General features: G+C 35.2%; 21 protein-coding genes. 19 read left to right on the top strand and 2 right to left on the bottom strand.

Annotated elements, in window-relative coordinates:
- Nucleotides 1-509 precede the first annotated feature (509 nt).
- On the bottom strand, nt 510-1,058 hold the full coding sequence (locus AC3Y25_RS20830; protein WP_489904053.1) for a type 1 glutamine amidotransferase domain-containing protein: 549 nt from the start codon (nt 1,056-1,058) through the stop codon (nt 510-512).
- Between the two features lie 615 nt (nt 1,059-1,673).
- On the opposite strand from AC3Y25_RS20830, the gene AC3Y25_RS20825 reads away from it, so the two are divergent.
- The 10 genes from AC3Y25_RS20825 (at nt 1,674) to AC3Y25_RS20780 (ending at nt 12,484) form a co-directional block, all read left to right on the top strand.
- Nucleotides 1,674-2,351, top strand: coding sequence for a response regulator transcription factor (locus tag AC3Y25_RS20825; RefSeq protein WP_489904052.1), 678 nt, complete (start codon nt 1,674-1,676; stop codon nt 2,349-2,351).
- A complete protein-coding gene (locus tag AC3Y25_RS20820) occupies nt 2,348-3,706 on the top strand; it encodes a sensor histidine kinase (RefSeq protein ID WP_489904051.1) in 1,359 nt (452 codons plus the stop codon). Before AC3Y25_RS20825 ends, AC3Y25_RS20820 begins: the two co-directional genes overlap by 4 nt.
- Nucleotides 3,707-3,803: 97 nt before the next feature.
- Complete coding sequence (locus AC3Y25_RS20815; RefSeq protein WP_489904050.1) at nt 3,804-5,090, top strand: TolC family protein; 1,287 nt, start codon at nt 3,804-3,806, stop codon at nt 5,088-5,090.
- A 25-nt stretch (nt 5,091-5,115) separates the two neighbouring features.
- On the top strand, nt 5,116-6,204 hold the full coding sequence (locus AC3Y25_RS20810) for an efflux RND transporter periplasmic adaptor subunit (protein WP_489904049.1): 1,089 nt from the start codon (nt 5,116-5,118) through the stop codon (nt 6,202-6,204).
- Nucleotides 6,205-6,237: 33 nt separating this feature from the next.
- Nucleotides 6,238-9,342, top strand: coding sequence for an efflux RND transporter permease subunit (locus AC3Y25_RS20805; protein WP_489904048.1), 3,105 nt, complete (start codon nt 6,238-6,240; stop codon nt 9,340-9,342).
- Between the two features lie 199 nt (nt 9,343-9,541).
- Nucleotides 9,542-9,997: a hypothetical protein gene (locus tag AC3Y25_RS20800; RefSeq protein WP_489904047.1), complete on the top strand. Its 456-nt coding sequence runs from the start codon at nt 9,542-9,544 to the stop codon at nt 9,995-9,997.
- A 248-nt stretch (nt 9,998-10,245) separates the two neighbouring features.
- Nucleotides 10,246-10,581 carry a hypothetical protein gene (locus tag AC3Y25_RS20795; RefSeq protein ID WP_489904046.1) on the top strand — a complete coding sequence of 112 codons (336 nt, stop codon included), beginning with the start codon at nt 10,246-10,248 and terminating at the stop codon, nt 10,579-10,581.
- 84 nt (nt 10,582-10,665) lie between these two features.
- Nucleotides 10,666-11,460: a helix-turn-helix domain-containing protein gene (locus AC3Y25_RS20790; protein ID WP_489904045.1), complete on the top strand. Its 795-nt coding sequence runs from the start codon at nt 10,666-10,668 to the stop codon at nt 11,458-11,460.
- Nucleotides 11,461-11,697: 237 nt separating this feature from the next.
- The gene (locus AC3Y25_RS20785; protein WP_489904044.1) at nt 11,698-12,051 is read left to right on the top strand and encodes a DoxX protein; all 354 of its coding nucleotides are present in this window, start codon (nt 11,698-11,700) and stop codon (nt 12,049-12,051) included.
- An 88-nt stretch (nt 12,052-12,139) separates the two neighbouring features.
- Nucleotides 12,140-12,484 carry a dimethylsulfonioproprionate lyase family protein gene (locus tag AC3Y25_RS20780; RefSeq protein WP_489904043.1) on the top strand — a complete coding sequence of 115 codons (345 nt, stop codon included), beginning with the start codon at nt 12,140-12,142 and terminating at the stop codon, nt 12,482-12,484.
- Nucleotides 12,485-12,567: 83 nt separating this feature from the next.
- Here AC3Y25_RS20780 and AC3Y25_RS20775 read toward each other — a convergent pair whose 3' ends face one another.
- The gene (locus tag AC3Y25_RS20775) at nt 12,568-13,002 is read right to left on the bottom strand and encodes a cupin domain-containing protein (protein WP_489904042.1); all 435 of its coding nucleotides are present in this window, start codon (nt 13,000-13,002) and stop codon (nt 12,568-12,570) included.
- A gap of 125 nt (nt 13,003-13,127) precedes the next feature.
- Here AC3Y25_RS20775 and AC3Y25_RS20770 point away from each other — a divergent pair, with 125 nt between their 5' ends.
- The 9 genes from AC3Y25_RS20770 (at nt 13,128) to AC3Y25_RS20730 (ending at nt 24,298) form a co-directional block, all read left to right on the top strand.
- Nucleotides 13,128-13,355: a DUF2683 family protein gene (locus tag AC3Y25_RS20770; protein ID WP_427874321.1), complete on the top strand. Its 228-nt coding sequence runs from the start codon at nt 13,128-13,130 to the stop codon at nt 13,353-13,355.
- Nucleotides 13,345-13,644, top strand: coding sequence for a type II toxin-antitoxin system RelE/ParE family toxin (locus tag AC3Y25_RS20765; RefSeq protein WP_489904041.1), 300 nt, complete (start codon nt 13,345-13,347; stop codon nt 13,642-13,644). Before AC3Y25_RS20770 ends, AC3Y25_RS20765 begins: the two co-directional genes overlap by 11 nt.
- A gap of 1,162 nt (nt 13,645-14,806) precedes the next feature.
- Nucleotides 14,807-15,400: a TetR/AcrR family transcriptional regulator gene (locus tag AC3Y25_RS20760; protein ID WP_489904040.1), complete on the top strand. Its 594-nt coding sequence runs from the start codon at nt 14,807-14,809 to the stop codon at nt 15,398-15,400.
- 247 nt (nt 15,401-15,647) lie between these two features.
- Entirely contained in the window at nt 15,648-16,865 is a 1,218-nt protein-coding gene (locus tag AC3Y25_RS20755) for an efflux RND transporter periplasmic adaptor subunit (protein ID WP_427874324.1), read from the top strand.
- Between the two features lie 12 nt (nt 16,866-16,877).
- Nucleotides 16,878-20,042: an efflux RND transporter permease subunit gene (locus AC3Y25_RS20750; RefSeq protein WP_489904039.1), complete on the top strand. Its 3,165-nt coding sequence runs from the start codon at nt 16,878-16,880 to the stop codon at nt 20,040-20,042.
- A 324-nt stretch (nt 20,043-20,366) separates the two neighbouring features.
- Nucleotides 20,367-21,785, top strand: a complete 1,419-nt coding sequence (locus tag AC3Y25_RS20745) for a TolC family protein (protein WP_489904038.1) — start codon at nt 20,367-20,369, stop codon at nt 21,783-21,785.
- A gap of 408 nt (nt 21,786-22,193) precedes the next feature.
- On the top strand, nt 22,194-22,655 hold the full coding sequence (locus AC3Y25_RS20740) for a hypothetical protein (protein WP_489904037.1): 462 nt from the start codon (nt 22,194-22,196) through the stop codon (nt 22,653-22,655).
- 230 nt (nt 22,656-22,885) lie between these two features.
- Nucleotides 22,886-23,491, top strand: coding sequence for a Crp/Fnr family transcriptional regulator (locus tag AC3Y25_RS20735; protein ID WP_489904036.1), 606 nt, complete (start codon nt 22,886-22,888; stop codon nt 23,489-23,491).
- Between the two features lie 75 nt (nt 23,492-23,566).
- Entirely contained in the window at nt 23,567-24,298 is a 732-nt protein-coding gene (locus tag AC3Y25_RS20730) for a GNAT family N-acetyltransferase (protein ID WP_489904035.1), read from the top strand.
- Nucleotides 24,299-24,558: the final 260 nt, after the last annotated feature.

Here is a 24,558-nt window from a genome sequence, read left to right as displayed (position 1 = left end):
ATCAGGGAATTGATGGAAAAAAGCCAATTGAAATGATAAATCCGTTACCGAAATAAGTAACTTTTACAGAAATGACAAACTAAACGAATAGACAAATTGAACACCTTTGTCAGGCTGAGCGAAGTCGAAGCCCCCGCAATCTAAATCGTCAATCTTTGTCGAGCTACTTGTGGAGATTTCTCGTTCCTCGAAATGACAAACTGCGGGAGGAAAACACGAAAAACTGCTCGGCAACGATTTTTTAAACATAGCCTCTCGTTTCAACCAGAGGAACGCAAAGATTGATCCTCAATTAATTAAAAGAATCCATTGCCTCCAGCTTTAGCTGGAGGTATAAATAAGGAACTATAGTAAGGCTTTAGCCAAAATGCGTGTTTTGGCTAAAGCCTTATTACTATTGAACCTTTTAATCCCCTAGTTAAAACTAGGGGCTATTCAATAAAAAAATGCAAGACCAAAATTGATCTTGCATTTTTTATAATTTGATAAATCTAAATAGAAATTTCTTTTTATACTCTTTGGCGCTCGTGTATTCCTTCTTTAATTTCTTCCACCATTTTTTTATTAAAAGCGGGCAAATCATTCGGGGTTCGGCTGGTTACTAATCCGTTGTCTACGACAACTTCTGAGTCTTCCCATTGTGCTCCGGCATTTTTCAAATCGTTTTTAATAGAGAAAAACGAAGTTACTTTTCGACCTTGCAAAACATCGGCATCTACCAGAATTTGAGGTCCGTGACAAATAGCGGCTACTGGTTTTTTACTTTCAAAAAAGGAACGTACAAAATTTACTGCAGCCTCTTCTCTTCTCAATAAATCAGGATTTATAACTCCTCCTGGAATAACCAAAGCATCGTAATCTGCTTCATTTGCCTGATCTAATACAACATCAACATTGTATTCTTTGCTCCAATTTCCGTCTTTCCAAGATTTGATTGTTCCAGATTTCAAACTGACAATATCTGCATTCCAACCTTGCTCTTCCAGATACGCTTTTGGTGATGCTAATTCTGATTCTTCAAAACCGTTTGTTGCTAATATGGCGATATTCTTTTTCATAATTTCAAATATTTAAAATGTTATTAATTTTGATTTAAGTTAAAATTAGTTATTTCAACCCCCCAGTAGAAATAGACGCTGTTAAAGCTTTCTTTAATAAAAGTTAATTAATTGGAAATCAAATTTTTATTAAAGATTAAACTGAAATTATATAAGATTGATGTCGATTTGGTTTAGTATTTTATACCGTGAAATCTAACGAAATTATTATAATAAATTATTTCGCTCCGCTGGAGCTTTTGGTACGGTATGTTTTATGAATCTATAAATACTTCATTCCTCCGGAATTTTCTTTTGCAGATTTAAAAAATCACATTTAATTTAAAAAATCAATTGCCTCCACCTTTAGATGGAGATTCATTTGATGAATTACAAAAATGGCTTTAGCCCAAAAAAAACGCATTTTGGCTAAAGCCCTAATAGGATGAAAATCTTTCAAACCTCCAGCTAAAGCAGGAGGCAATTCAATAAAAAACTTCAATAACTTATATGACCTTATATGGTTCAAAAAAATAATTGCTATTTTTGATAATCCTTGTTTTTTGAAAACAACTTATCAGATGATTAAAACAGTTCTGTTTTAGTCAAAACAGCAACCAATATAATATACCATTTATGAATGTTTTACTCATTGAAGATGATAAACGCATTAGCGAATTTATAGTAAAAGGTTTGGAGGAAAACAACTTTACTGTGCATCTGGCCGAAACGGGCGAGATTGCCAGAGATCTCATTCAACAGGATATTTGGGACATTATTTTAATGGATATTATGCTTCCAGGAATTGACGGAATTCAGTTGGTGAAACTTATGCGTTTCAAAAAAAATCATACACCCGTTTTAATGTTAAGCGCATTGAGCGACACCGATGATAAAGTAACGGCTTTAGATTCTGGTGCCGATGATTATTTGGTAAAACCGTTTCATTTTAAGGAACTAATTTCGAGAGTAAACGCATTGACTCGAAGAACCAAATTCAACTACGATAAAGTAGAAACCTTGTACACTTTAGGAAGTTTAACCATAAATCCTGAAGAACATAAGGTTACAGAAAACGATAAACTAATCGATTTATCGCCAAGAGAATACAAACTCCTATTGTATTTATTAGAAAACCGAAACAAAGTAATTCCGAGAACGCAGATTTTAAATGCCGTTTGGGGTATTAATTACGATAATAATACGAATGTTGTCGATGTGTACATTTCTTATTTAAGAAACAAAATTGAGCAAAACCATAAATTTATCCATACCATAAAAGGAACGGGATATATGCTTAAAGAAGAATTATGAAAATACGCAACAGGTTTACCTTAATATCGTCTTTTACATTTAGCGTTGTTTTTGTCATTGCTTCGGTTATCACGTATTATTCTTTCTACAGTTATTCAGAAAAAATTATTTATAACGAACTGCAAAAAACGTGTTTACTGACGGGAATTTTCTATCTCGAAAAAGACGAACTGCCCGAAAATCAGCATTTGTTAATTGGTCAGCAATTCAGAGAAAATTCGCTTGAAATCATCACGCGCGTGTACAACAACAAAAATCAGATTGTTTACGGCGATAAAACGATCGACAACAATATCAATGCAGAAAGACTGGATTATATCAGAAAAAACAGAAAGCTTAGTTTTAAATCGAAACATCATTTCTATTTTGGAAGTTATTACCATGATAATCAAGGGGATTTTGTAGTTTTCGTAAAGAAAAACGACGTCGAATTTAAAACCATGACCGACAGACTGCAAATCATTATGATTATGGTTTTAATCATCGGATTGATTACGATTTATATTGTGAGCCGTGTTCTTTCTAATCTGGCTTACAGTCCGATAAAAAATATTATTGATCAGGTAAACGAAATTCAGGCTTCGTCGCTGGATCGTCAGATTGTTTCTCCAAATACCAAAGATGATATTCAGGAATTGGTCGAAACCTATAACAATTTGTTTACGCGTTTATCGGATACTTTTATCATTCAAAAAAACTTTATCAATTATGTTTCGCATGAATTTAAAACGCCTTTAACGGCTATTTCTGGAAACTTAGAAGTATTTGCCCAAAAAGACAGATCAAGTGCCGAATACAAAGAAATGTCTGAAAAAGTATTAGAAAATGTGTATCAAATCGAAGATACCATGAATACTTTGATGATGCTTTCGGGCTTGCGAAACAATACAGAACTCAACGAAATTTTCAGAGTTGATGAATTGGTTTGGGACATTAACGATCAATTGCCCGCTATTTACGATTTAAAAAATGCTCCGATACAAATCGTTTTAGAAGTGGCAAATGACAAACTGCTTTCGATAAAAGGAAATAGCAACGAAATTAAAATCGCTTTATACAACATTATAGAAAATGCCGTAAAATATTCTAACGGAAATCCTATCAAAATAAGTCTGCTGGAACAGAATAATCAGCTTAAAATTGTTATTGAAGACCGCGGAACTGGAATTAGCGAAGACGACTTAACTTTCATTAAACAAACCTTTTACAGAGGCAAAAACGTAAAAGATATAAAAGGAAGCGGTGTTGGACTTTCGCTGGCCAATATTATCTTCAAACAAAACAATATCGATTTTAATATTGCATCCAAAAAAGACGAAGGAACAACGGTAACACTACTATTTCCGAGACTCTAATCGTTTTCTAATGTTGCTCTAACCGTCTTATAACACACATCAAATTAAGGGCTAATATGTCGCCAATAACTTTGCGACATCATTAAAACTACTTAATTTGAAACGTTTACTTTTAACCTTACTCGTTATTGTATCGCACAAAGGTATGGCGCAGATTGCTGCCATAAACGACACAATTGTGCTGTCCAGAACACAGGCCGAGGCTTTGTTTTTGGATAAGAATATCTCTCTTATTTCCGAAAAACTGAACATCGATATTGCCGATGCACAAGTGATTCAAGCAAAATTATGGCCCAATCCTACGCTGACTATCGGCGAAATCAATCTTTGGAACAATGCTACTGCACAGCAATTGCCGCCGTTATGGGGAAATTTCGGAAAAACTTCGCAAGTCAATGCCGAACTGGAACAGCTTGTTCAGACAGCTGGAAAGCGAAAAAAATTGATTGCGATGGAAAAAGTAGGCGTTGACATCGCCAAAGAATATTTCAAAACTTTTTTACGTAATCTGAAAATTGAATTCAGAAGTAATCTTACTGAACTGCAATACAATCAAGCACAAGAAGCGATTTATAAAAAACAGCTTTCTTCTATGCAGACTTTACTAAAAGCTTACGGAAATCAGGTAAAACAAGGCAATGTGGGTAAAGGCGAATACTTCAGGCTAAAAGCAACTGAACTTCAATTCTTAAAAGAAATAGCCGATTTGCAAAAGGAAAATAATTCGTTGCAGAAAGAGCTTAAGGTTTTAATGAATCTTCCTGCCACAAATTATATCAAACTTACCGATGAAGGTTTTGTTCCTGATAATAAAAATATCGAAAACATAAACTTAGGCAATCTGATGGCTTCGGCTGTAGAAAACCGTCCTGATATGAAAGTTCTTAAACTCGGAAACGATTATAACGACAACAAATACAAATATGAAAAAGCGATGCGAACTCCAGATGTTACACTTGGTGTAAGTTATGACCGTGGAGCGAGTTTAATGAATGATTTTGTAGGAGTTGGTTTCTCTCTTGATCTTCCGTTCTTTAATCGAAATCAGGGAAATATAAAAGCAGCAAAACTGGCAATTGATCAGGGAAAATTACTGGCAGAAGAAAAAACCATCAGTATACAATCTGAAGTATTACAATCTTATGAAGATTTATTGGTGACCAAAAAATTGTACGACAGCGTGGAAGCTGATTATGAAGGAGATTTGGATAAACTTTTGGAAGCGTATCGCAAGAACTTCCTGCAAAAAAATACCAGCATGCTTGAATATCTTGATTTTGTTGATGCTTATCTAGACAACAAATCGATACTGCTGAATTCTAAAATGGACCTGAATAAAAATCTGGAAGAACTGCGATATATCTCAGGTCAGGAAATCAACTAAATCTAATTTTCAAATACAAAAACAAATGAAGAAATATATTGTACTCCCAATATTGGGGTTAATGCTCGTTTACGGATGTGGTAAAAAAGAAGAAGTTAAAGAAACGAAAGAAGAAAAGTTTTGCATCGATAAAGATTTAAAAGAAAAAATCACCATCGAACCAATTCAAAAACGTTCCGTAAACGAATCTATAAACCTTACGGGAAACATTACGTATAACGGCGATCATGTTGTTCAGTTTAATAGCCTCGTGGAAGGAATTATTACCAAAACTACTTTTTCATTGGGCGATTATGTTCGAAAAGGACAAGTTCTGGCCGAGATAAAAAGTACCGAATTAAACAGCATGCAGTCTGAAAGCAAATCGCTTCAATCGCAGATCACTGTGGCACAACGCAATTTACAAGCTGCAAAATCAATGTTTGAAGATGGAATTTCGTCACAAAAAGATTTACTGCAAGCCCAAAGCGAACTAGATGTTTTAAAATCTTCTTTAGAAAATGTAAGAGCCAATCTAGCCATGTTTAGCGCCAGCAGCGAAAGATCTGTTTTTCTAATTAAAGCGCCTACAGAAGGTTATATCGTAGACAAAAACATAAGTCCAGGAATGCAGATTACAGACAGCAGTGAACCTCTTTTCACCATTTCTGATTTAAAAGAAATCTGGGTTATGGTAAATGTATATACGAGTAACTTAAAAAATGTATCCGAAAATATGGCTGTAGATGTTACAACACCAGCGTATCCCGGAGAAATTTTTAAAGGAAAAATAAAAATGATGTCCAAAGTTTTTGATGCCGACGAACATGTTTTGAAAGCCAGAATTGTAATGGAAAACAAAAACCTGAAACTTAAACCCGGAATGACTGCAGATATTACAATCGACAAAAGTCTGGGTGGCGAAATGCTTGAAGCTGTTCCTGCAAAAGCGGTAATTTTTGACAACAACCGTGATCATATTTTAATTTATAAAAACGATTGTACAATCGAAACCAGAGAAATTAATCCGGTTATTAAAAACAACAACTGGGTTTATTTTAAAGACGGAGTTAAAGAAGGCGAAATGGTAATCACCAAAAATCAGCTTTTGATTCACGAAAGATTAAAAAACTAATTATCCCCATAACGGATAAATACAATACAAGACATGAAAAAATTTGTACAAGGATTAGTTGCTTTCTCGCTAAAAAACTCCCTGATAGTTTTTTTCCTGACCGCAATATTACTAGTCGCCGGTATCGTGAGTTACATTCACACACCAATTGAAGCCTTTCCCGATGTAACCAACACAAGGGCAAGAATTATTACACAATGGCCGGGAAGAAGTGCCGAAGAAGTAGAAAAATTCATCACACTTCCGATTTCCAAACAAATGAATACGATTCCGAAAAAAGCCGAAGTTCGTTCTATTTCGCTTTTTGGACTATCGGTTGTAACGGTATTATTTGATGATGGCGTGGAGGATTTCTACGCACAGCAATACGCGTCAAACCGTATGAGCGGACTTGATCTTCCCGAAGGTGCCGATGCAGAGATTGATCCGCCTTCTGGAGCAACGGGCGAGATCTTTAGATATGTTATTAAAAGTGATTTGCCTATAAAAGAAATTCAGGCCATTCAGGATTGGGTTATTGAAAGAGAATTGGTTGCCGTTCCCGGAGTTGCCGATGTGGTAAGTTTTGGTGGTGAAGAAAAAATGTTCGAAATCAAAATTAATCCAACGCAGTTAGAAAATTACAATCTTTCGGCTTTAGATGTTTACGAAGCGGTTTCAAAAAGTAATATCAATGTGGGCGGAGATGTTATTCAGCGTGGCGATCAGGCCTATGTCGTTCGTGGCGTTGGGTTAGTTAATAAAGTCGAAGATATTGGCAATATTTTAATCGAAACCAAAGGCGGAGCTCCCGTTTTAGTAAAACACGTAGCCGAAGTTTCGATCTCGGCAAAACCAAGATTGGGACAAGTCGGTTTAGATGACAATGATGATGTTGTTGAAGGAATTGTAGTCATGCTTCGCGGAGAAAATCCGGGTGAAGTAATCAAAAAACTTAAAGAACGTTTGGCAGAACTTAACGAACGAGTTTTACCCGATAATGTCAAAATAGTTCCGTTTATCGATCGTACCGAATTGGTAAATACAACCGTAAAAACCGTTACTAAAAACCTTGTTGAAGGTATTTTATTGGTATCGTTAATCGTGTTTATTTTCCTTTACAACTGGAGAACTTCGTTGATTGTGGCTTCTGTAATTCCGCTTTCGTTTTTGTTTGCTATTGTGATGTTGAGAATTCAGGGATTGCCGGCCAATTTAATTTCGATGGGCGCTTTAGACTTCGGATTACTGCTCGAAGGAACGCTCGTTATTGTCGAACAAGTCTTTGTTTCCCTCGAAAAGAAAGCGCATAAAGTGGGCATGGAACGCTTTAACAGCATGAGTAAAATGGGATTGATCAAGAAAAGTGTCGGCAGTGTAGCGACTTATATTTTCTTTGCCCTAATCATTTTGATTGTCGCGTTGATGCCAATTTTCTCTTTCACGAAAGTAGAAGGAAAAATGTTCTCTCCCCTAGCCTTTACCTTAAGTTATGCGCTTTTAGGATCATTGCTTTTGTCGCTTACCTACGTTCCTGCAATGTGTAAAGTCATGCTGACCAAAAACATTGTCGAGAAAGAAAATATGATTTCGCGTTTCTTTAGAGAAAACCTTTTTAAACTGTTTCAATGGAGCACCAAACATCGTAAAGCCACTTTCTATGCCTTTTTAGCTTTATTAGCAGTTTGCTGTGCAAAGTTTGCTTTTTACGGATCAGAGTTTATTCCGAAACTGAATGAAGGTGCTATTTATGTGAGAGCGACGCTTCCAAATAGTATCAATCTCGACGAATCTGTGCGATTGACTAAGGAAATGAAAGCCAAAATCAGAAAGTTTGAAGAAGTAAAATTTGTGCTTTCGCAAACCGGAAGACCAAACGACGGAACAGACCCGACTGGATTTTTTAATATCGAATTTCATATCGAATTAAAACATAAAGACGAATGGAAACACGACATTAGCAAAGAAGAATTAATTGCCGAAATCAAAAAAGTACTCGATGTATATCCCGGAATTGCCTTTGGTTTCAGTCAGCCTATTCAGGATAATGTCGAGGAATATGTTGCTGGAGTCAAAAGTCCGCTGGCGATTAAGATTTTCGGAAGCGATCTTTTTCAATTGGAAGAAATGGCTGCAAAAGTCGCCAATTCGATCAAAGACGTAAAAGGAATTGAAGATATAAATGTCTATAAAAATATTGGTTTACCCGAATTAAGAATTCAGCTTGACGACGAAAAAATGGCGCGTTACGCTGTTACCACTGCCGATGCACAAGCTGTAATCAGAATGACAATTGGCGGACAAGCGGCAACCAAATTTTATGATGACGAAAAGATATTTGATATCACCTTACGTTTTGAAAAAGAATATCGTGATTCTAAAGAAAAGATCGAGGGCATTCTTATTCCAACCCTAAATGGTAAAAAAGTGCCTTTAAAAGAAATTGCAACGGTAGATTATAAAACAGGTCCAACCTTTATTTATCGCGAAGGAAACAGCCGTTATATTGCCGTAGGATTTAGTATTGAAGGACGAGATTTAGGAAGTACAATTGATGAAGCACAGAAAAAAGTAGCAGCAGAAGTCAAACTTCCTAAAGAAAATGTCATGAAATGGGCAGGAGAATTTGAAAGTAAAGAAAGAGCAACCAAACAATTGGCGATGATTATTCCTGTGGTTTTGGTCTTAATTTTATGCCTGCTGTATTTCAACTTTGGAAATTTCAAAGACACCATGATTGCTGTAACTGCGATGCCTTATGCTTTTATCGGCGGATTCCTGTCGCTTTGGGTAACAGGAACTGTCTTCGGAATCTCGGCGGGAATTGGTTTTATTATTCTCTTTGGGGTTAGCGCCATCGACAGTATTGTCCTCATTGGAATGATTAGGGAAAATATGCGAAACGGAATGCATTTAAGAGACGCTATTTCGCACGGAATTCACAGCAGAATTCGTCCTATTGTGATGATTGCCCTTATGGGATCTTTAGGATTATTGCCTGCTGCGTTATCCACCGGAATGGGTTCTGAAGTACAAAAACCACTAGCCATAATGATTGTGGGCGGATTAATAACGTGTATGATTCTATCCCTTACCGTTTTACCGCAAGTATTCTACTGGTTTTACCGTAAAAAAGATCCAAGCAACACAGCATCTTAATCTTACTTCTATATAAATTGAAAAAGCACCTTTAGACATTTGGTTTATAAGGTGCTTTTATTGAAATACAACGAATCGTAAAAATACCCTAAAATGATACAATTAAAACTTTTAAGGGCGTATTATTTAAAAAACAAATTTTACAAAACATCAATTAAGTGATTTAAAACCATAGTATTCTTTTTTAAATTTTCTTTTTATGAAACAGAAATCTGACCATAAAGAAGCTGGCGAAATAACAGAAACGGAGTTACTGCATCATGTCAGACTTAGTATCAATCCCAAATTTCAGGATTGGGTTTTGTTTAAAAACGGAACGTATATCATTTTTGAACAAGCAGATGAAATTTCCAATTTAGAGCGTAAAGCACTAAAATTGATAAAAGAGTTTGGTCCCGTTTACACAGAACGATCAGAAGATTTTGATGTCACCGATTTAAAAAATACAGAAGGCTGGATTGTTTCTGGACATGGATATGGAATGTATACGTATGTAAGTCCGCAAGAAATAAAATCTAAAAAGCCAGATACAATAACCATTGGTTTATCAGGTCGAGGAAAAAGAGATTTAGATGGCAGAAATCCTATTATTATTCATATTAATAGACAAAATGTCAGTAAAGAGATTATGAAAGATGATGTTGTAAACGAATGACTTTTATTATGTTTTCTTTTTGGCAGATTACAAATTACTTTACACATTCTTAGAAATATCAATTCTATTTTTTTGCAATTTACTCAAGGACAGCACCTCATTGGTCGCTGTCCTTTTTATTTGCTTTTTTTGAAAACTACTCTTTTTATTCAAAACTTTTAACTTTTAAAAAAACTTTTTAGAATACTATTAGTAAAATGTGTAATTTTAATTTTACTGTTTCAAAGACAAGTCAAATTCTAACTCTTATGCCACTAACAAAAAAAATCACAGAATTAACGTCCAAAAAATACAGCACCAATATCACTATTATGGGTGACTATGAGGGCAGCAACAATACTTCGATTCTCGACAATGACAACGGGACAATCTTAGTTGTTTCAGATAGAGACCAATTCTATTTTAGAGACCAGCAGCGTAATCTCTGGCTGTCAGTTCTAGATTCATTTCATATAGATGGAACACAACATCATCCAGAGCTTGGAGATTCCTATACACTTAATCACGGAGTACAATACAGTTTTACAACAAAAGAGACAATTGTAGAAATGGCTTCCAATTATTTTGAAAGGCATGCAGATTGATATTACGAAAGAAGTAAAATAAATTCTCAAAATACTATTTTAGCTATCGATAGCTATGGGGATTGCTATTAAATAAAAAAACAAATGATTGATATAAAGACGTTTGAACAGGCAGAAGATTTAAAACATCCTCGGCGTGTATTAAAATATGTCCTTCTTTTTTGTACATCTGGCGAAATAACGCTTTCGGTAGATGAAAACGAATATCTAATCACAAAAAATTCGGTCTTAACGATAACGTCTGGTCAAATTCATTTTATAAAAAACAGCAACAACGCAACCGGATTTGTTCTCGAATTTACCTATGATTTTTTCTGCAAAAATGATAACGACATCGAGCTTATTTTCCACAACAGTTTGTTCTGCCATTTTGCAATGAATGAAGTGATAAAAGTAGATGACGACAAATTGGTTGTCGATGCTTTACAGCTTATTCAGCAGGAAATTGCCCAAAAACCCTATCAATACCTCATTTCTATTCATTCTAGAATTCAATTGATTTTAATCGAAATCAACCGTTCTAAAATAAAACTGGGAGAAGAAATCTACAAACCAGACGCTTTGTTTCTCCATTTTCTGGAAGCTATTCGAGGGAATTTTGACAAAAATCTTTCGGTAAATGAAATTGCCAATTTAATCGGCACAACCGAAGCCAAATTAAACGAACTCTCTAAACTGCATTGCAATAAAACTGCACAAAATATCATTTTTGGACTGATAATTTCTGAAGCAAAACGTTTGTTTACTTATGAGAAATTATCGGTAAAAGAAACCGCTTATGCTTTAGGTTTTAATGATCCTTTCTATTTTTCAAACTTCTTTAAAAAACACACCAATATTTCTCCTAAATCTTATAAGGAGAAAGTAGTGCAAGTGTAGCCATCTTCCAAGCTTTTTCCTTTCGTTGCGAAAATTGCTCGCAGAGTCGCAGAGTCGCAAAGTTTTTTCTCATTTTTATGTCATTTCGACGAAAGAGAAATGACAAATAGGGCGTTATAGTAGTCAAAAGACTTTTTGACTTAAAGCATAATTACATGCTTTTTCCAAGATTCTCTATTCTTTAAAAAGAGTTGCTGCCTGATCTTTGTATCTGATTAATTACTAATAAAATAGTTTATGAAAAGATATCAGGATTATGCCATTTTGCTTCTACGAATCGTAATGGCAATTGGATTTTTGTCTGCGGTTTCGAGTCGGTTGGGTTTATTAGGGAAACAATCTTCGGGATGGGAAAATTTTCTGGCGTACGCCGAACAAGTAAATTCTTTTTTACCTAAAAGTTTTATTCCGTCAATTGCAATTATCAGCACTTTTCTAGAGACCTTATTTGCTGTTTTATTGCTGATTGGATATCAAACCAGAAAAACTGCCATTGGCGTTTCTATCTTAACTTTTCTATTTGCGCTGGCAATGACTTATTCTTTCGGAATAAAAGATCCTCTTGATTATCTGTATTTGTCTTTTCTATGAGCGCTTTTCTCTTAGCAACCACCGACAAATACCGATGGAGTTTGGATGAATATCTTTTGAAAAATTAACTAATTAAATTTGAATAATTATGGAAACTAAAATCACAAAAAGCAATGAATTAGAGTGGAAACCACTTCAAGAAGAAGGTGTAAAAACAGACGGAATTTATGTTAAAGTATTACGCTTTGATGTAGTTACTAACCGTCCTCCTACTTTTCTTTTAAAATTTGAGCCCGGCGCGTCCTACCCAAATCACGTGCATCCCGCTGGCGAGGAAATTTATGTTCTAGAAGGCGAAGTACGCTCTGGAAAAGACGAATTAAAAGCTGGCGATTATTTGTACATGCCTCCAGGAAGCGCGCATTCTGTATTTTCTAGAACTGGCTGTACGCTTTTGTTTCTGATTCCAGAAGAAGTTGTGGTATTGAAGTAAATAAAATATTCAATAGCCTCCCAAAGAGCTGCGTAAAGTCAGAAACATTTGCGCAGCTCTTACAAGATATTACAAAAGATTATTTATCTTAGATCCTTTTTAATGACCAAATATTTCAAATCTGTTTTCCCTGCATTACTAATTCCGTGCTCGGCATTTGGCGGACAATAGAAACTGGTATTTGGACCAGCTTTAACGGTTTTTCCGTCCAAAAAGAATTCAGCTGTTCCTTCTAAGATATAGAAAAATTCTTCTTCCGGATGATGATGTGGTGCGTGCGTCGATTTTCCAGGTTCGACAATGCTCATTTTTAAAGTGTTTTCCTGAGTGAAATCTTTATTAGCAAACCAATATTGGTAGCCAACCTTCGTTTTGGTTGCTTTGTTTATATCAAAATGATTGACACAGTTTTCAATTGTGTATTGTGGTGATGCAGTTTCTTTTTTGGTTTCCTGAGAGAAGGTCTGTTGGAAAAATAAAACTGCAATTGTGGTTTTTAGGATAGTTAGCGTTTTCATTTTTTTGTTGTAATGTTACGAAAAAATGCAATTCACAGTAATAAAGAAATAAATAAATCATAGAGATTAACATGGAAATTAGACTTTTGTCTTAACTTTGTTGATTAACTTTAGTAAATAATATCATGCAAGCAATTAACATCACAGCGTATACAGAAGACGCTTCTCAAATTGAAGCTGTAAAAGCTTTTATGAAAGCACTAAAGATCAAATTTGAGATAGCAAATGTAAAACCATATGACTTATCTGAAGAACAACAGAATATATTAAATGATCAAGTTATTTCAGATAAAAATCTTTACACTGATGCTGACTCTGTTTATACCGATTTAAAAAAGAAGTATGAATTATAGGATTATAGTTTCTCCAATTGCATTAAAAAATATTGAGGAAGCAGTAGAATATTATATTTTAAAAGTTAGCAAAAAAGTTGCCCTGAATTTTCTTAATGATTATAAAAAGGCTTATAAAGCCTTACAGATAAATCCTTTTTATCAATTTCATGATAATAATTATCGCTACCTTCCATTTACAAAATTTCCATACGTAGCATTTTTTATAGTTGATGAATTATCAAAAACGGTATTTTTAAATGCTGTTTTTCATACTTCACAAAATCCAGAAAAATATCCTGTAAAATAAGAATTGCCGATTATCATTGCGAGGCTTCGACTTCGCTCAGCCTGACAAAATCAACATTAAAATCATTTTCTACAAAAGTCCCAGAGGGACGAAATATTTATAGAAATAATGATTCCCTTTTTACAAGAGCCCTAGCAGGGCGAAACATATTTAGATTTATGATAATGAATATGTCGCTCCGCTGGAGCTTTTTTTTAAACCGCGTATCCATTAACCTATAAATATTTCATTCCTCCTGAATTATACGGGATGAAAATTTTGTGCTTTGTTTATTTGTGAAATTCTAATCTTTGTCGATTTGCGCGTGTGATCCTTCGTTCCTCAGGATGACAAACTCAACATTAAAATCATTTTCTACAAAAGTTCCAGAGGGACGAAATATTTATAGAAATAATGATTCTCAATTTACAAGAGCCCTAGCAGGGCGAAATATTTTTAGATTTACGATAATGAATATGTCGCTCTGCTGGAGCTTTTTGTAAACCGCGTATCAAACCATCTATGAATATTTCATTCCTCCAGAATTACACGGGATGAGAATTTTGTGTTTTGTTTATTTGTGAAATTCTAATCTTTGTCGACTTGTGAGTGTGATCCTTCGTTCCTCAGGATGACAAAATCAACATTAAAATCATTTTCTAAAAAAGTCCCAGAGGGACGAAATATTTATAGATGGTTTGATTCCCTTTTTAAAAGAGCCCTAGCAGGGCGAAACATTTTTAGATTTACGATAATGAATATATCGCTCCGCTGGAGCTTTTTTGTAAACCGCGTATCCAACAATCTATAAATATTTCATTCCTCCAAAATTATACGGGAAGAAAATCGATCTTGTCCACCTTGACAAAGTTTGAAATTTTGTCAAAGTTCTAATGAAAAAATACATGTTCTCTCCTAGCCCCGATCGAAATGGCATCTTTTTGTGGTGGGGTTCACCACAAAAAATATAATGTAGAGCGGGACAAATGATCTTAAAAGTCGAAAAACATCTGCTCCAAAAAAAAAATACATCAATTAAAAGTTCAATAAAATAAGGACCTCGAAAAGAATTTTAAAAACACTTATTGTACGATAAGAAAATATTATGATAAAAATATTTTGAAATTCGAAAATCTGCCATACATTTGCCTAACAGTGTTAAACGATTTAATACTTGAATACAATGGCTAGCAAAGATCGAATTTTAAGACAAAAAGAAGAGACAAGGAATAATATCCTTGGCGCTGCTTATGATATCGTAAAAGAAGAAGGCTGGAATGGTTTGAGTATGCGTAAAATTGCCGATAGAATCGAATATACTGCTCCTATTATTTATGAATATTTCTCGAATAAGGAAGCAATATTGGAAGAACTAACTGGCAAAGGTTTTATCAAGCTGACTAAAGAACTGCAAGTTGCAATTGATAAGTTTGAAAAACCCGAAGATCAATTAGAAGCCATGTGGATGACTTACTGGGACTTTGCTTTTACTAATACTGAATTATATCAACTGATGTTTGGTGTTCAAATGACGTGTTGCGCACAGCGATGTTCGGCTCAAGAGGGACCTTACAAATTATTCACTCAGGTTATTGCTGAAGTAATGAAAGACAGCAATCCTAGTGAAGATATCATTAAACAAAAATATTTTACTTTCTTTTCTGTTATTCATGGTTTAATCGCCATCAATATCATTAACAAAAGCGATATTTTAGAAACAATAAATGCTCAGATTTTGAAGGATGCCATTGGTGGTATCATAAAATCTATACAATAAAAAATTTTCCAATTTTACTTAACAGTGTAAAATGATTTAAACGGGATAATATAAAATCCTTTTTTTTATAACTTTCGCTTAACACTGTTAGAAAATTTAATAAAGGTAATAAAAGCTCTTTTTTTAGACTTTTACTTAACATCGTTAGATAATTTAATACTGATTCGAAATAGAATTGGAAAGGCTTACTGTATGGAAATTTGTGCACTTTTACTTAACAACGTTAGATAATTTAATTCAATTAAATATGAATCCCGAGAATGCCAGAATACCAAAGAATTTTATCCGAGAAAATGTTCAACCAATTAAAACCACTATGAAAATGAAAAATGTAATTATAACCAGTTTTATTCTGGCCTTAGTATTAAGCAGCTGTGGCGACAAAAATCAAGCGCCTACTGCTCCACCACCACCGGTTTTACCAGTTTTAGCAATCACAAGTGCCAATACCACTACTGACGCTGAATATCCTGCTTCTATACAAGGAACTGTTGATGTTGAGATTCGTCCTCAAGTAAGCGGAAACCTAGACAGAATTTTTGTTGACGAAGGTGCTTATGTAAGTAAAGGACAAACTTTATTTAAAATCAATGAGCGTCCGTTTCGCGAGCAGTTAAACAATGCTTTAGCAAGTCTTCACGCAGCAGAAGCGGCTTTAATCAACGCTAATTTAGAAGTTGACAAATTGACTCCGCTAGTTCAGAACAAAGTAGTTTCTGATTATCAGTTAAAAACAGCTAAAGCTTCACAAAAAATTGCTGCTGCCAATATCGAACAGGCAAAAGCAATGGTAGGTTCTGCTAAAATCAATTTAGGATATACTAACGTAACAGCTCCAGTTAGCGGGTACATAGGAAGACTGCCTAAAAAACAAGGAAGTTTAGTTTCTGCTTCTGATGTTGAAGCACTTACTACTTTATCTGATGTACACGAAGTGTTTGCTTATTTCTCTTTAGGCGAAACTGATTTCATCAACTTTAAAGAGCAATATAAAGGAAGTTCTCTTGGTGATAAAATCAAAAAATTACCTCCAGTTACTTTGATCTTGGCTGATAACAACGCGTATCCTCAAACCGGAAAAATTGATATGGTTGACGGTCAGTTTGATAAAACTACAGGAGCCATCACAATTAGAGCAACTTTCCCAAATGCAAACGGAACGTTACGTTCTGGAAACACAGGAAGAATCCGTTTAGGATTAAACCATGACGATGCGATTTTAGTACCGCAGTCTGCTACAGTTGAAATGCAGGACAAAGTATTTGTTTTCACTGTAGGCAAAGACAACAAAGTAACTAAAATGCCTATTACAGTTGTAGGTAAAAGCGGAACCAATTATTTAATTAAAGAAGGTGTAAAAACCGGCGACCAAATCGTGTTAAGCGGTATTGACAAACTTCAGGACGGCCAAGCGATTCAGCCTGAAAAATCAACTAAAGTTGCCGAAGTAACTAACAAAAAATAATCAGAAGAAATAATGTTCAAAATATTTATACAAAGACCTGTACTGGCAACTGTAATTTCCATTTTATTGGTGATTCTGGGGGTATTGGGTTTAACTAAACTGCCTTTACAACAGTTTCCTGATATTGCGCCTCCATCGGTTTTGGTAACGGCGGTATATCCAGGAGCCAACGCAGAAACGGTTTTACGTTCTGTGGCACCTTCTATCGAAGAATCTATAAATGGTGTAGAAAACATGACGTACATGAGTTCTACAGCCAGTAACGACGGTACTTTGGCTATTACAGTTTTCTTTAAACTGGGTACAGATGCCGATCAAGCTGCGGTAAACGTACAAAACCGTGTTGCTCAGGCAACCAGCCAGCTTCCTGCAGAGGTTGTACAACAAGGTATTGTGACGGCGAAACAGCAAAACAGTTTCATCATGGCAATTGGTATGTACACTGAGGATGAAGCAAAATACGATCAGACTTTCGTTGCCAACTATGCGCAGATTAATATTATTCCGGAATTAAAACGTATTCCAGGTGTGGGTTCTGCCAGTATTTTTGGTGGTGTAAAAGATTACTCTATGCGTGTTTGGTTGAATCCAACACAAATGTCAACTTATAAAGTGACGCCAAGCGAAGTTATGGGCGCGATTCAAGACAAAAGTTTGGAAGCGGCTCCAGGGAAATTTGGAGAGCGAAGCAAAGAAGTTTTTGAATACGTTATTAAATATAAAGGGAAATTAACTAAACCAGAAGATTATGAAAATATTGCTATACGTTCTAATGCAGATGGCTCAGTACTTCGCTTAAAAGATGTAGCGAGAGTTGAATTGGGTGCTTACTCTTACAACAGTTTAACTCGTTTAAATGGTAAAAAAGGAATTGTAATTGGGGTTATTCAGTTAGCTGGATCTAACTCAAATGATATTCAGATTGCCATTAACAAAATGATGGAAAAGGCTTCTAAAGATTTTCCAAAAGGCATTAAACACAATATTTTCTATAGTACAAAAGTATCTCTTGACCAATCTATAGAACAGGTTGAGCATACATTAATAGAAGCTTTTATACTGGTATTTATTGTGGTATTTATCTTCTTGCAAGATTTTAGATCAACATTAATCCCGGCTATTGCTGTACCTGTAGCAATTTTAGGAACGTTCTTCTTCATGCAATTATTCGGATTTTCGATCAATCTTTTAACACTTTTCGCATTAATTCTGGCGATTGGTATTGTGGTCGATGATGCCATTGTGGTAGTCGAAGCGGTGCATGCGAAAATGGAGCACAAACGTTTGTCTCCAAAAATCGCAACCCATGAAGCAATGCACGAAATAACGGGTGCTATTATCTCGATTACGTTGGTAATGGCTGCTGTATTCCTGCCGGTTGGTTTTATGGAAGGCTCAACAGGAGTTTTCTATCGTCAGTTTGCCTTTACGATGGCCATTGCAATTGTAATTTCGGCTGTAAATGCCTTAACATTGAGCCCTGCGCTTGCGGCATTATTCTTAAAAGATAATCACGGAGCTCACGATCACGACGCGCCTTATGTAAAAAAAGGATTTAAAGAGAAATTCTTTAGCGCTTTCAACAGTAGTTTTGAATCGTTGACAAACCGTTACACAGGCGGACTTAAATTCTTAATCAGAAGAAAATGGTTGAGTTTAGGCGGATTGGCTTTAATTACATTGGCAACAGTGGTAATGGTAAAAACAACTCCTCAAGGGTTTATTCCAACAGAAGATCAAGGATTTATTGCGATTGCAGTAAATACGCCATCTGGAACATCATTGGACGGAACTCAAAAAGTAATGACTGAAGCTGAGAATACTTTAAAAGCATTAGACGCTTCTCGATTTGTAACCGCAATTTCAGGTTTCAACTTATTGACCAACTCTACAAGTCCATCTTCAGCAGTAGTTTTCGTATTGCTTAAACCAAACGAAGAACGAGGAGAAGTAAAAAACATTGACGAAATCATGAATCAGGTTCGTGGTAAACTGGGCGCTATTTCTGGCGGAAGTTTCTTCGTATTCAGTTTCCCAACTGTTCCTGGATTTAGTAACGTTGAGGCTTTAGATTTAGTTCTTCAGGATAAAACAGGAGGAAAACTGGATAAATTCAGTGGAATCTCTCAGAACTTTATCGGTGAATTAATGAAACGTCCGGAAATTGCAGTTGCTTTTACTTCTTTCAAAGCAGATTATCCACAATTGCAATTGGAAGTTAACGACGAAAAAGCAAATCAATTGGGTGTTAATGTAAAAGACATTTTACAAACCATGCAGGCTTACTTTGGTAGCGCACAGGCATCTGACTTTAACCGATTTGGTAAATACTACCGTGTGGTTGTTCAGGCCGATATCGAAGATAGAGCAGATCCAACAGCAATTGACAGAGTTTTTGTAAAAAACAAAACGGGCGAAATGGTGCCAATAAATACATTAGTTAAACTAACTCGTATTTATGGTTCTGAAACCGCTTCTAGATACAATTTATTTAACTCAATTTCTATTAATGCGATTCCGAAACCTGGATTTAGTTCTGGAGACGCCATTAAAGCCATTGAAGAAGTAGCAGCACAACAATTACCTGCAGGTTACGGGTTTGAATTCTCGGGCCAGACTCGTGAGGAGATTTCTTCCGGAGGGCAATCGGCTACAATTTTCTTACTGTGTTTGATATTCATTTATTTCTTACTTGCTGCACAGTATGAGAGTTATATCCTTCCTCTAGCCGTTATCTTATCGATCCCTGCAGGTATTTTTGGAGTATTCGTTGCTATTGGTTTAACTGGAATTGAAAACAATATTTACGTACAAGTTGCTCTTGTCATGCTGATCGGGCTTCTCGCCAAAAATGCCATCTTGATTGTAGAATTTGCGGCGCAGCGAAGAAGATCAGGACAAGGTTTAGTAGCAGCTTCAATCATGGCAGCAAAATTACGTTTGCGACCAATTATCATGACGTCTCTTGCTTTTGTGGTAGGTTTAGTGCCAATGATGAGTGCCAAAGGCCCATCTGCACAAGGTAACCACTCCATCAGTATTGGGGCAGCTGGAGGGATGCTTTCGGGAGTAATTCTAGGATTATTTATTATTCCTGTTTTATTTATCATCTTCCAGCATTTACAAGAAAAAGTGAGCGGAAAACCAATCGCTGTAATTCATAACGAAGAAAAATAATAAATGGAAAACTATATAACAACCATTCTTGTCGCCATCATATTTGGCATCGGATATATATCGTACAGAATCTCAAGAGATCTAGAAACTAGAAAAGATACTTGTACAGAAATTTAACCTTCAGGGATGAAAAAATGTTTTAACACATAGAGACATAGATTTTTTATGTCAAAAAAAGAGAATAAAAGAAACTAGTTTCCACACATAGCAAAACTATGTGTATTTAATCTAGTGAAACGCCTCTTTTAAAACCTTCAAAAAACTATGTTTCTATGTGTTTAAAAAAACAACACCCAACGGATAAAAAATTTAATAAAAACACTAATGAAAAATCATATAACCAAAATCGTGACCTTCGCCATTCTGATCACGACTTTAATATCCTGTAAAGTCTCAAAGGATATTGAAACTCCAAAAGATGCATTTCCTGAGAATTTCAGGAATGCATCGGTTTCGAGTGATACAACCAGTATTGCCGATTTGGAGTGGAAAAATTTCTTTACAGAAAAAGATATTATAAAATTAATTGACAGTGCCGTTGCGAGAAACAACGACCTTCAGATTGCCGAAAAGAACATCGAAATTGCGCAATACCGTTTTACACAGTCAAAATGGGGAAATGTTCCTCAGGTAAACTTCTTTGTAAACGCAAGTACAAGCAATCCGTCAGACAATAGTTTTACGGGATTAAACTTAAATCAGGCAATTGGAGCTAAACATATTGACGACTATTCTGCTGGAGCTTCTCTTTCTTGGGAAGCTGATATTTGGGGAAAGATCAGAAACCAAAAGAAAGGGGCTTACGCAGGATATCTTCAATCTGAAGAGGTAAAAAAAGCATTGCAGACCAATATTGTCGCTAATGTTTCTAGAGGATATTATAATCTTTTGATGCTGGATGCACAATTGGATATTGCCAGACAAAACCTTCGTTTAAATGATAGTACAACGAATATTATCAAATTAAAATACGATGCTGGTCAGGTAACCACTTTGGCGATTCAACAATCGGAAGCACAGAAATTAAACTCAGCTCAATTGATTCCGTTATTGGAACAAAATATTGCGATTCAGGAAAACGCTTTGAGCGTTTTAACGGGTTCTTTTCCAAATTCTAAAGAAAGATCTATTCAATTAAGTGCAATTGAAGTAAAACACAATACAGCAATCGGAGTTCCATCTGCCTTAGTAAGCAGAAGACCTGATGTAAAAAGTGCCGAATTGGCTCTTAAAGCGGCTAATGCAAATGTCGGTATCACGAAAGCGGATTTATACCCAGCTCTCAGAATTACGGCTCAAGGTGGCTTAAACTCTTTCGAAACCAGCAATTGGTTCAACATTCCGGCTTCATTGTTCGGAACTGTTGCAGGTGGATTAACGCAACCTCTTTTAAATAACAAAAGAGTGAGAACGCAATATAATATCGCTGTTGCGGAAAGAGAAAAAGCAGTTTTAGCTTTTAGACAACAAGTTTTGGTTGCTGTAAGCGAAGTTTCGGATGCTTTGGTTAAAGTAGAGAAATTGCAGCAACAGGAAACTTTCTTAAAAGAAAAAGTAAAAACATTGCAGCAAGCAATTAAAAATGCAAACTTGTTATTCAAAAATGGTATGGCAGAATATCTTGAAGTTTTAACGGCGCAGGCCAATTTATTGCAAAGCGAATTAGAACTTGCTGATATCAAAAGACAACAACTTACAGCCAATACAGATTTGTACCGCGCTCTTGGCGGAGGCTGGAAATAATACCTGTTACATTACCCGTTAATTATTTATTTTTTGAGATGAAAACGCTGTGGAACCTTTGGGTTTCATGGCGTTTTTTGTTTTTTTTATTTGCCACGAAGGCGCTAGGGCTCAAAGTTTTTTTAAGTTTCTTGTAGTCTCAATGCTTTCGGGATTGGCCATTAAACGGATTTTTATCTTATTTGTGTCCTTTTGAGTGCAGTTAAAGGACATGAAAAGTAATCGCTAGAAACGATAAATCTGCTCTACAAGCTCTAAACAGCAATTAAATCCTCTTGCCTCATTTCGTGCGATTTCTCTTTCTGAAAAAAACAATAAATCTTAACTTATTTTCTTACTTTTGAACAATAAAACTTAGTGTTTTAGCGCCTTCGTGGCAGAAAATATCAATTAAACAAATTTAAACTAATGAAGAAAATAGCATTTTTTGCGCTTTTAGCTTTACTATTTACAAGTTGCAAACAAAACAGTTCAGAACAAGAATTAGAATCAGCTAAAACCCAAGCTGATACTGTTACCGTAGCCAAAAAAGAAATAAAAGAGGAAAGTCCAGAAGAAGGAGATTGTAAAGATATAGAAGTTGAAATGGGATCTGGAAGAGAATGTACTCTAAAGGATACAGATATTAACCAGGTTTACCAAAATATCATTAAAAATAAAGAAGTAGATGAGTCAGAGTACTATTTGACCACTCTTCCAACAGAAAAAAAATCTATTGAAGTAAATAAAGACGGATTAATGTCTATTGATTATGAAATTACTAAAGACAAAGTAGCGATTACGATGAATTATGCAGGTGGTGTAACAGAAGTTACGCTAGAAAAAATAGATAATACAGTTAAAAGAAGTATTTATCATTATGCTGATTAATGCTAATAATTACTATTCTTTTGAGAAACCGCTATAAAGCTTTTTGTTTTTTAGCGGTTTTTTTTATTTGCCACAAAGGCGCTAAGTCTTAAAGATTTCTCTATGTTGATCATTAATTTTCAGTTTCTTTTTTATTCGAAAACATTTATAAAAATAATTCGTGGAAATTTGTGAAATTCGTAGCAACAAAAACTTTGTGTCTTAGCGCCTTCGCGGCAAACCCTAAAAAAATGACTTTCAATAAAGAAACATACCTAAATAATCTAAAACAAACTATTGAAAGCTATTATTCTATTTCCGAAAAATCTTGGAAACTAATTGAAAGTATCACCAGTTTTCAAACGCTTAAAAAAGGAGAAGCACTATTACGAAATGGAGAAATTGCTAAAAATCTTCATTTTATTGCAAAAGGAGTTTTGCGAGCTTTTATAACCGATGAAGAAGGAAATTTCTATAACAAAAACCTCTTTCTCGAAAATTATCTTGCGGGTTCTAAAGTTTCATTGATGCTTCAAACACCTTCCAATTTTACTATCGAAGCTTTAGAAGATTCCATTGTAATCAACATCAATTATAAAAAATACATGGAATTCATTAACGAAACCGACGATCTTAAAAACTTCTATATCTCTCACTTAGAAAGGCATTGGATTATCGAAAAAGAACAGAGAGAAGTCGCACTCGTTATGCAAAATGCCACAGAAAGATATATCACACTTCTTGAAAAACATCCTGACCTGGCAGATCGTGTTCCGCTATTGCACATTGCATCGCATTTAGGCATTACTCCAACGCAGTTAAGCCGAATTAGAAAAAGTCTAGAAAAAGATTTGTAAATCAACATATGTAAAGGTTTTTCAGGAAAGCTCGTTTTATCTTTGTTTTAGATTTAAATTCGATATCCAAAAAAAATGAAAAATACAGATCTCATCAAAGACAATATTGACAATCTTACCACGCTTTGGAAAACTGTTGCAACTCCTCTCCTTTCTTATCATAAAAATGATCCATTCCAATTCAGTCAAATAAAAAATTCAGGCTGGCCCAATAGATTATGGTTTCGAGAAGATATTACCGAAGAAAACTTTCCGCAGATTATGGAAATCATGGAGAAAAATCCAGGTTTGGTTATTCCATACTGGGATATTTTTGGCAGCAATTCAAAATCATTTTTTGAAAAAAACGGCTTTAATATCCGTATTCAGCTTGTAGCAATGGCTTTAAAATTAGGTGAAAAATTTCCGCTTCAAAGCAACCTTACTTTCAAAAGAGTTCTAAATGAAGAAGATGCCAAAACCTGGTCAGATATTTATCCGCTATCTTTTAGTTATGTTATTAGCAAAGAAACACTGGTTCATAATTATGAAAATGTCAAATTTTATTTGGTGCATTTTGAAGGAAAAGCGATTGGAACATTGACACTTTTTCAAACCGGAGAAACGATGGGAATTCACGGCGTTGGTGTTATTCCAGAAATGCGCAAAAGAGGTTTTGCAGAAGAAATCATGAAATTCGCCATCAACGAAGCCATTGATGCCAATTGTGAATATGCACAACTACAAGCTTCTGCTTTAGGAAAAGGCATTTATACCAGATTAGGTTTTGAGGATTTGTTTACTATTACGAATTACCAACTGAGTTAAATTCCAAATTTTAAAATCCGAATTCCAATTTATCAGCAAATTAATTCTCTCGCAAAGACGCGAAGTCGCAAAGTTTACTTTTTTAAGTTAGTTTCTTTGCGACTTCGCGTCTTTGTGTGAGCTATTTTCATTGAAACTTTGGCAAAGGTTTTTTAATCATAATTCGTCATGTTTAATGTCATGTTGAGCGAAGTCGAAGCACTCGTAAAGTTAAGCACTCGTACAGTTAAGCACACTAAATAGATTCAGCATGCGATCCT

This window comes from Flavobacterium sp. LK-23 (assembly GCF_058135255.1).
The sequence above is the reverse complement of the archived record's forward strand: the minus strand, read 5'-3'. Positions and strand labels throughout refer to the sequence as shown.

Coding starts and splice junctions, on each gene's coding strand:
- AC3Y25_RS20735 (WP_489904036.1), top strand. CDS start 22,886: ATGACTTTCAATAAAGAAACATACCTAAATAATCTAAAACAAACTATT.
- AC3Y25_RS20795 (WP_489904046.1), top strand. CDS start 10,246: ATGCCACTAACAAAAAAAATCACAGAATTAACGTCCAAAAAATACAGC.
- AC3Y25_RS20810 (WP_489904049.1), top strand. CDS start 5,116: ATGAAGAAATATATTGTACTCCCAATATTGGGGTTAATGCTCGTTTAC.
- AC3Y25_RS20750 (WP_489904039.1), top strand. CDS start 16,878: ATGTTCAAAATATTTATACAAAGACCTGTACTGGCAACTGTAATTTCC.
- AC3Y25_RS20780 (WP_489904043.1), top strand. CDS start 12,140: ATGGAAACTAAAATCACAAAAAGCAATGAATTAGAGTGGAAACCACTT.
- AC3Y25_RS20760 (WP_489904040.1), top strand. CDS start 14,807: ATGGCTAGCAAAGATCGAATTTTAAGACAAAAAGAAGAGACAAGGAAT.
- AC3Y25_RS20800 (WP_489904047.1), top strand. CDS start 9,542: ATGAAACAGAAATCTGACCATAAAGAAGCTGGCGAAATAACAGAAACG.
- AC3Y25_RS20775 (WP_489904042.1), bottom strand. CDS start 13,002: ATGAAAACGCTAACTATCCTAAAAACCACAATTGCAGTTTTATTTTTC.
- AC3Y25_RS20730 (WP_489904035.1), top strand. CDS start 23,567: ATGAAAAATACAGATCTCATCAAAGACAATATTGACAATCTTACCACG.
- AC3Y25_RS20805 (WP_489904048.1), top strand. CDS start 6,238: ATGAAAAAATTTGTACAAGGATTAGTTGCTTTCTCGCTAAAAAACTCC.
- AC3Y25_RS20790 (WP_489904045.1), top strand. CDS start 10,666: ATGATTGATATAAAGACGTTTGAACAGGCAGAAGATTTAAAACATCCT.
- AC3Y25_RS20740 (WP_489904037.1), top strand. CDS start 22,194: ATGAAGAAAATAGCATTTTTTGCGCTTTTAGCTTTACTATTTACAAGT.
- AC3Y25_RS20785 (WP_489904044.1), top strand. CDS start 11,698: ATGAAAAGATATCAGGATTATGCCATTTTGCTTCTACGAATCGTAATG.
- AC3Y25_RS20755 (WP_427874324.1), top strand. CDS start 15,648: ATGAATCCCGAGAATGCCAGAATACCAAAGAATTTTATCCGAGAAAAT.
- AC3Y25_RS20770 (WP_427874321.1), top strand. CDS start 13,128: ATGCAAGCAATTAACATCACAGCGTATACAGAAGACGCTTCTCAAATT.
- AC3Y25_RS20745 (WP_489904038.1), top strand. CDS start 20,367: ATGAAAAATCATATAACCAAAATCGTGACCTTCGCCATTCTGATCACG.
- AC3Y25_RS20830 (WP_489904053.1), bottom strand. CDS start 1,058: ATGAAAAAGAATATCGCCATATTAGCAACAAACGGTTTTGAAGAATCA.
- AC3Y25_RS20825 (WP_489904052.1), top strand. CDS start 1,674: ATGAATGTTTTACTCATTGAAGATGATAAACGCATTAGCGAATTTATA.
- AC3Y25_RS20820 (WP_489904051.1), top strand. CDS start 2,348: ATGAAAATACGCAACAGGTTTACCTTAATATCGTCTTTTACATTTAGC.
- AC3Y25_RS20765 (WP_489904041.1), top strand. CDS start 13,345: ATGAATTATAGGATTATAGTTTCTCCAATTGCATTAAAAAATATTGAG.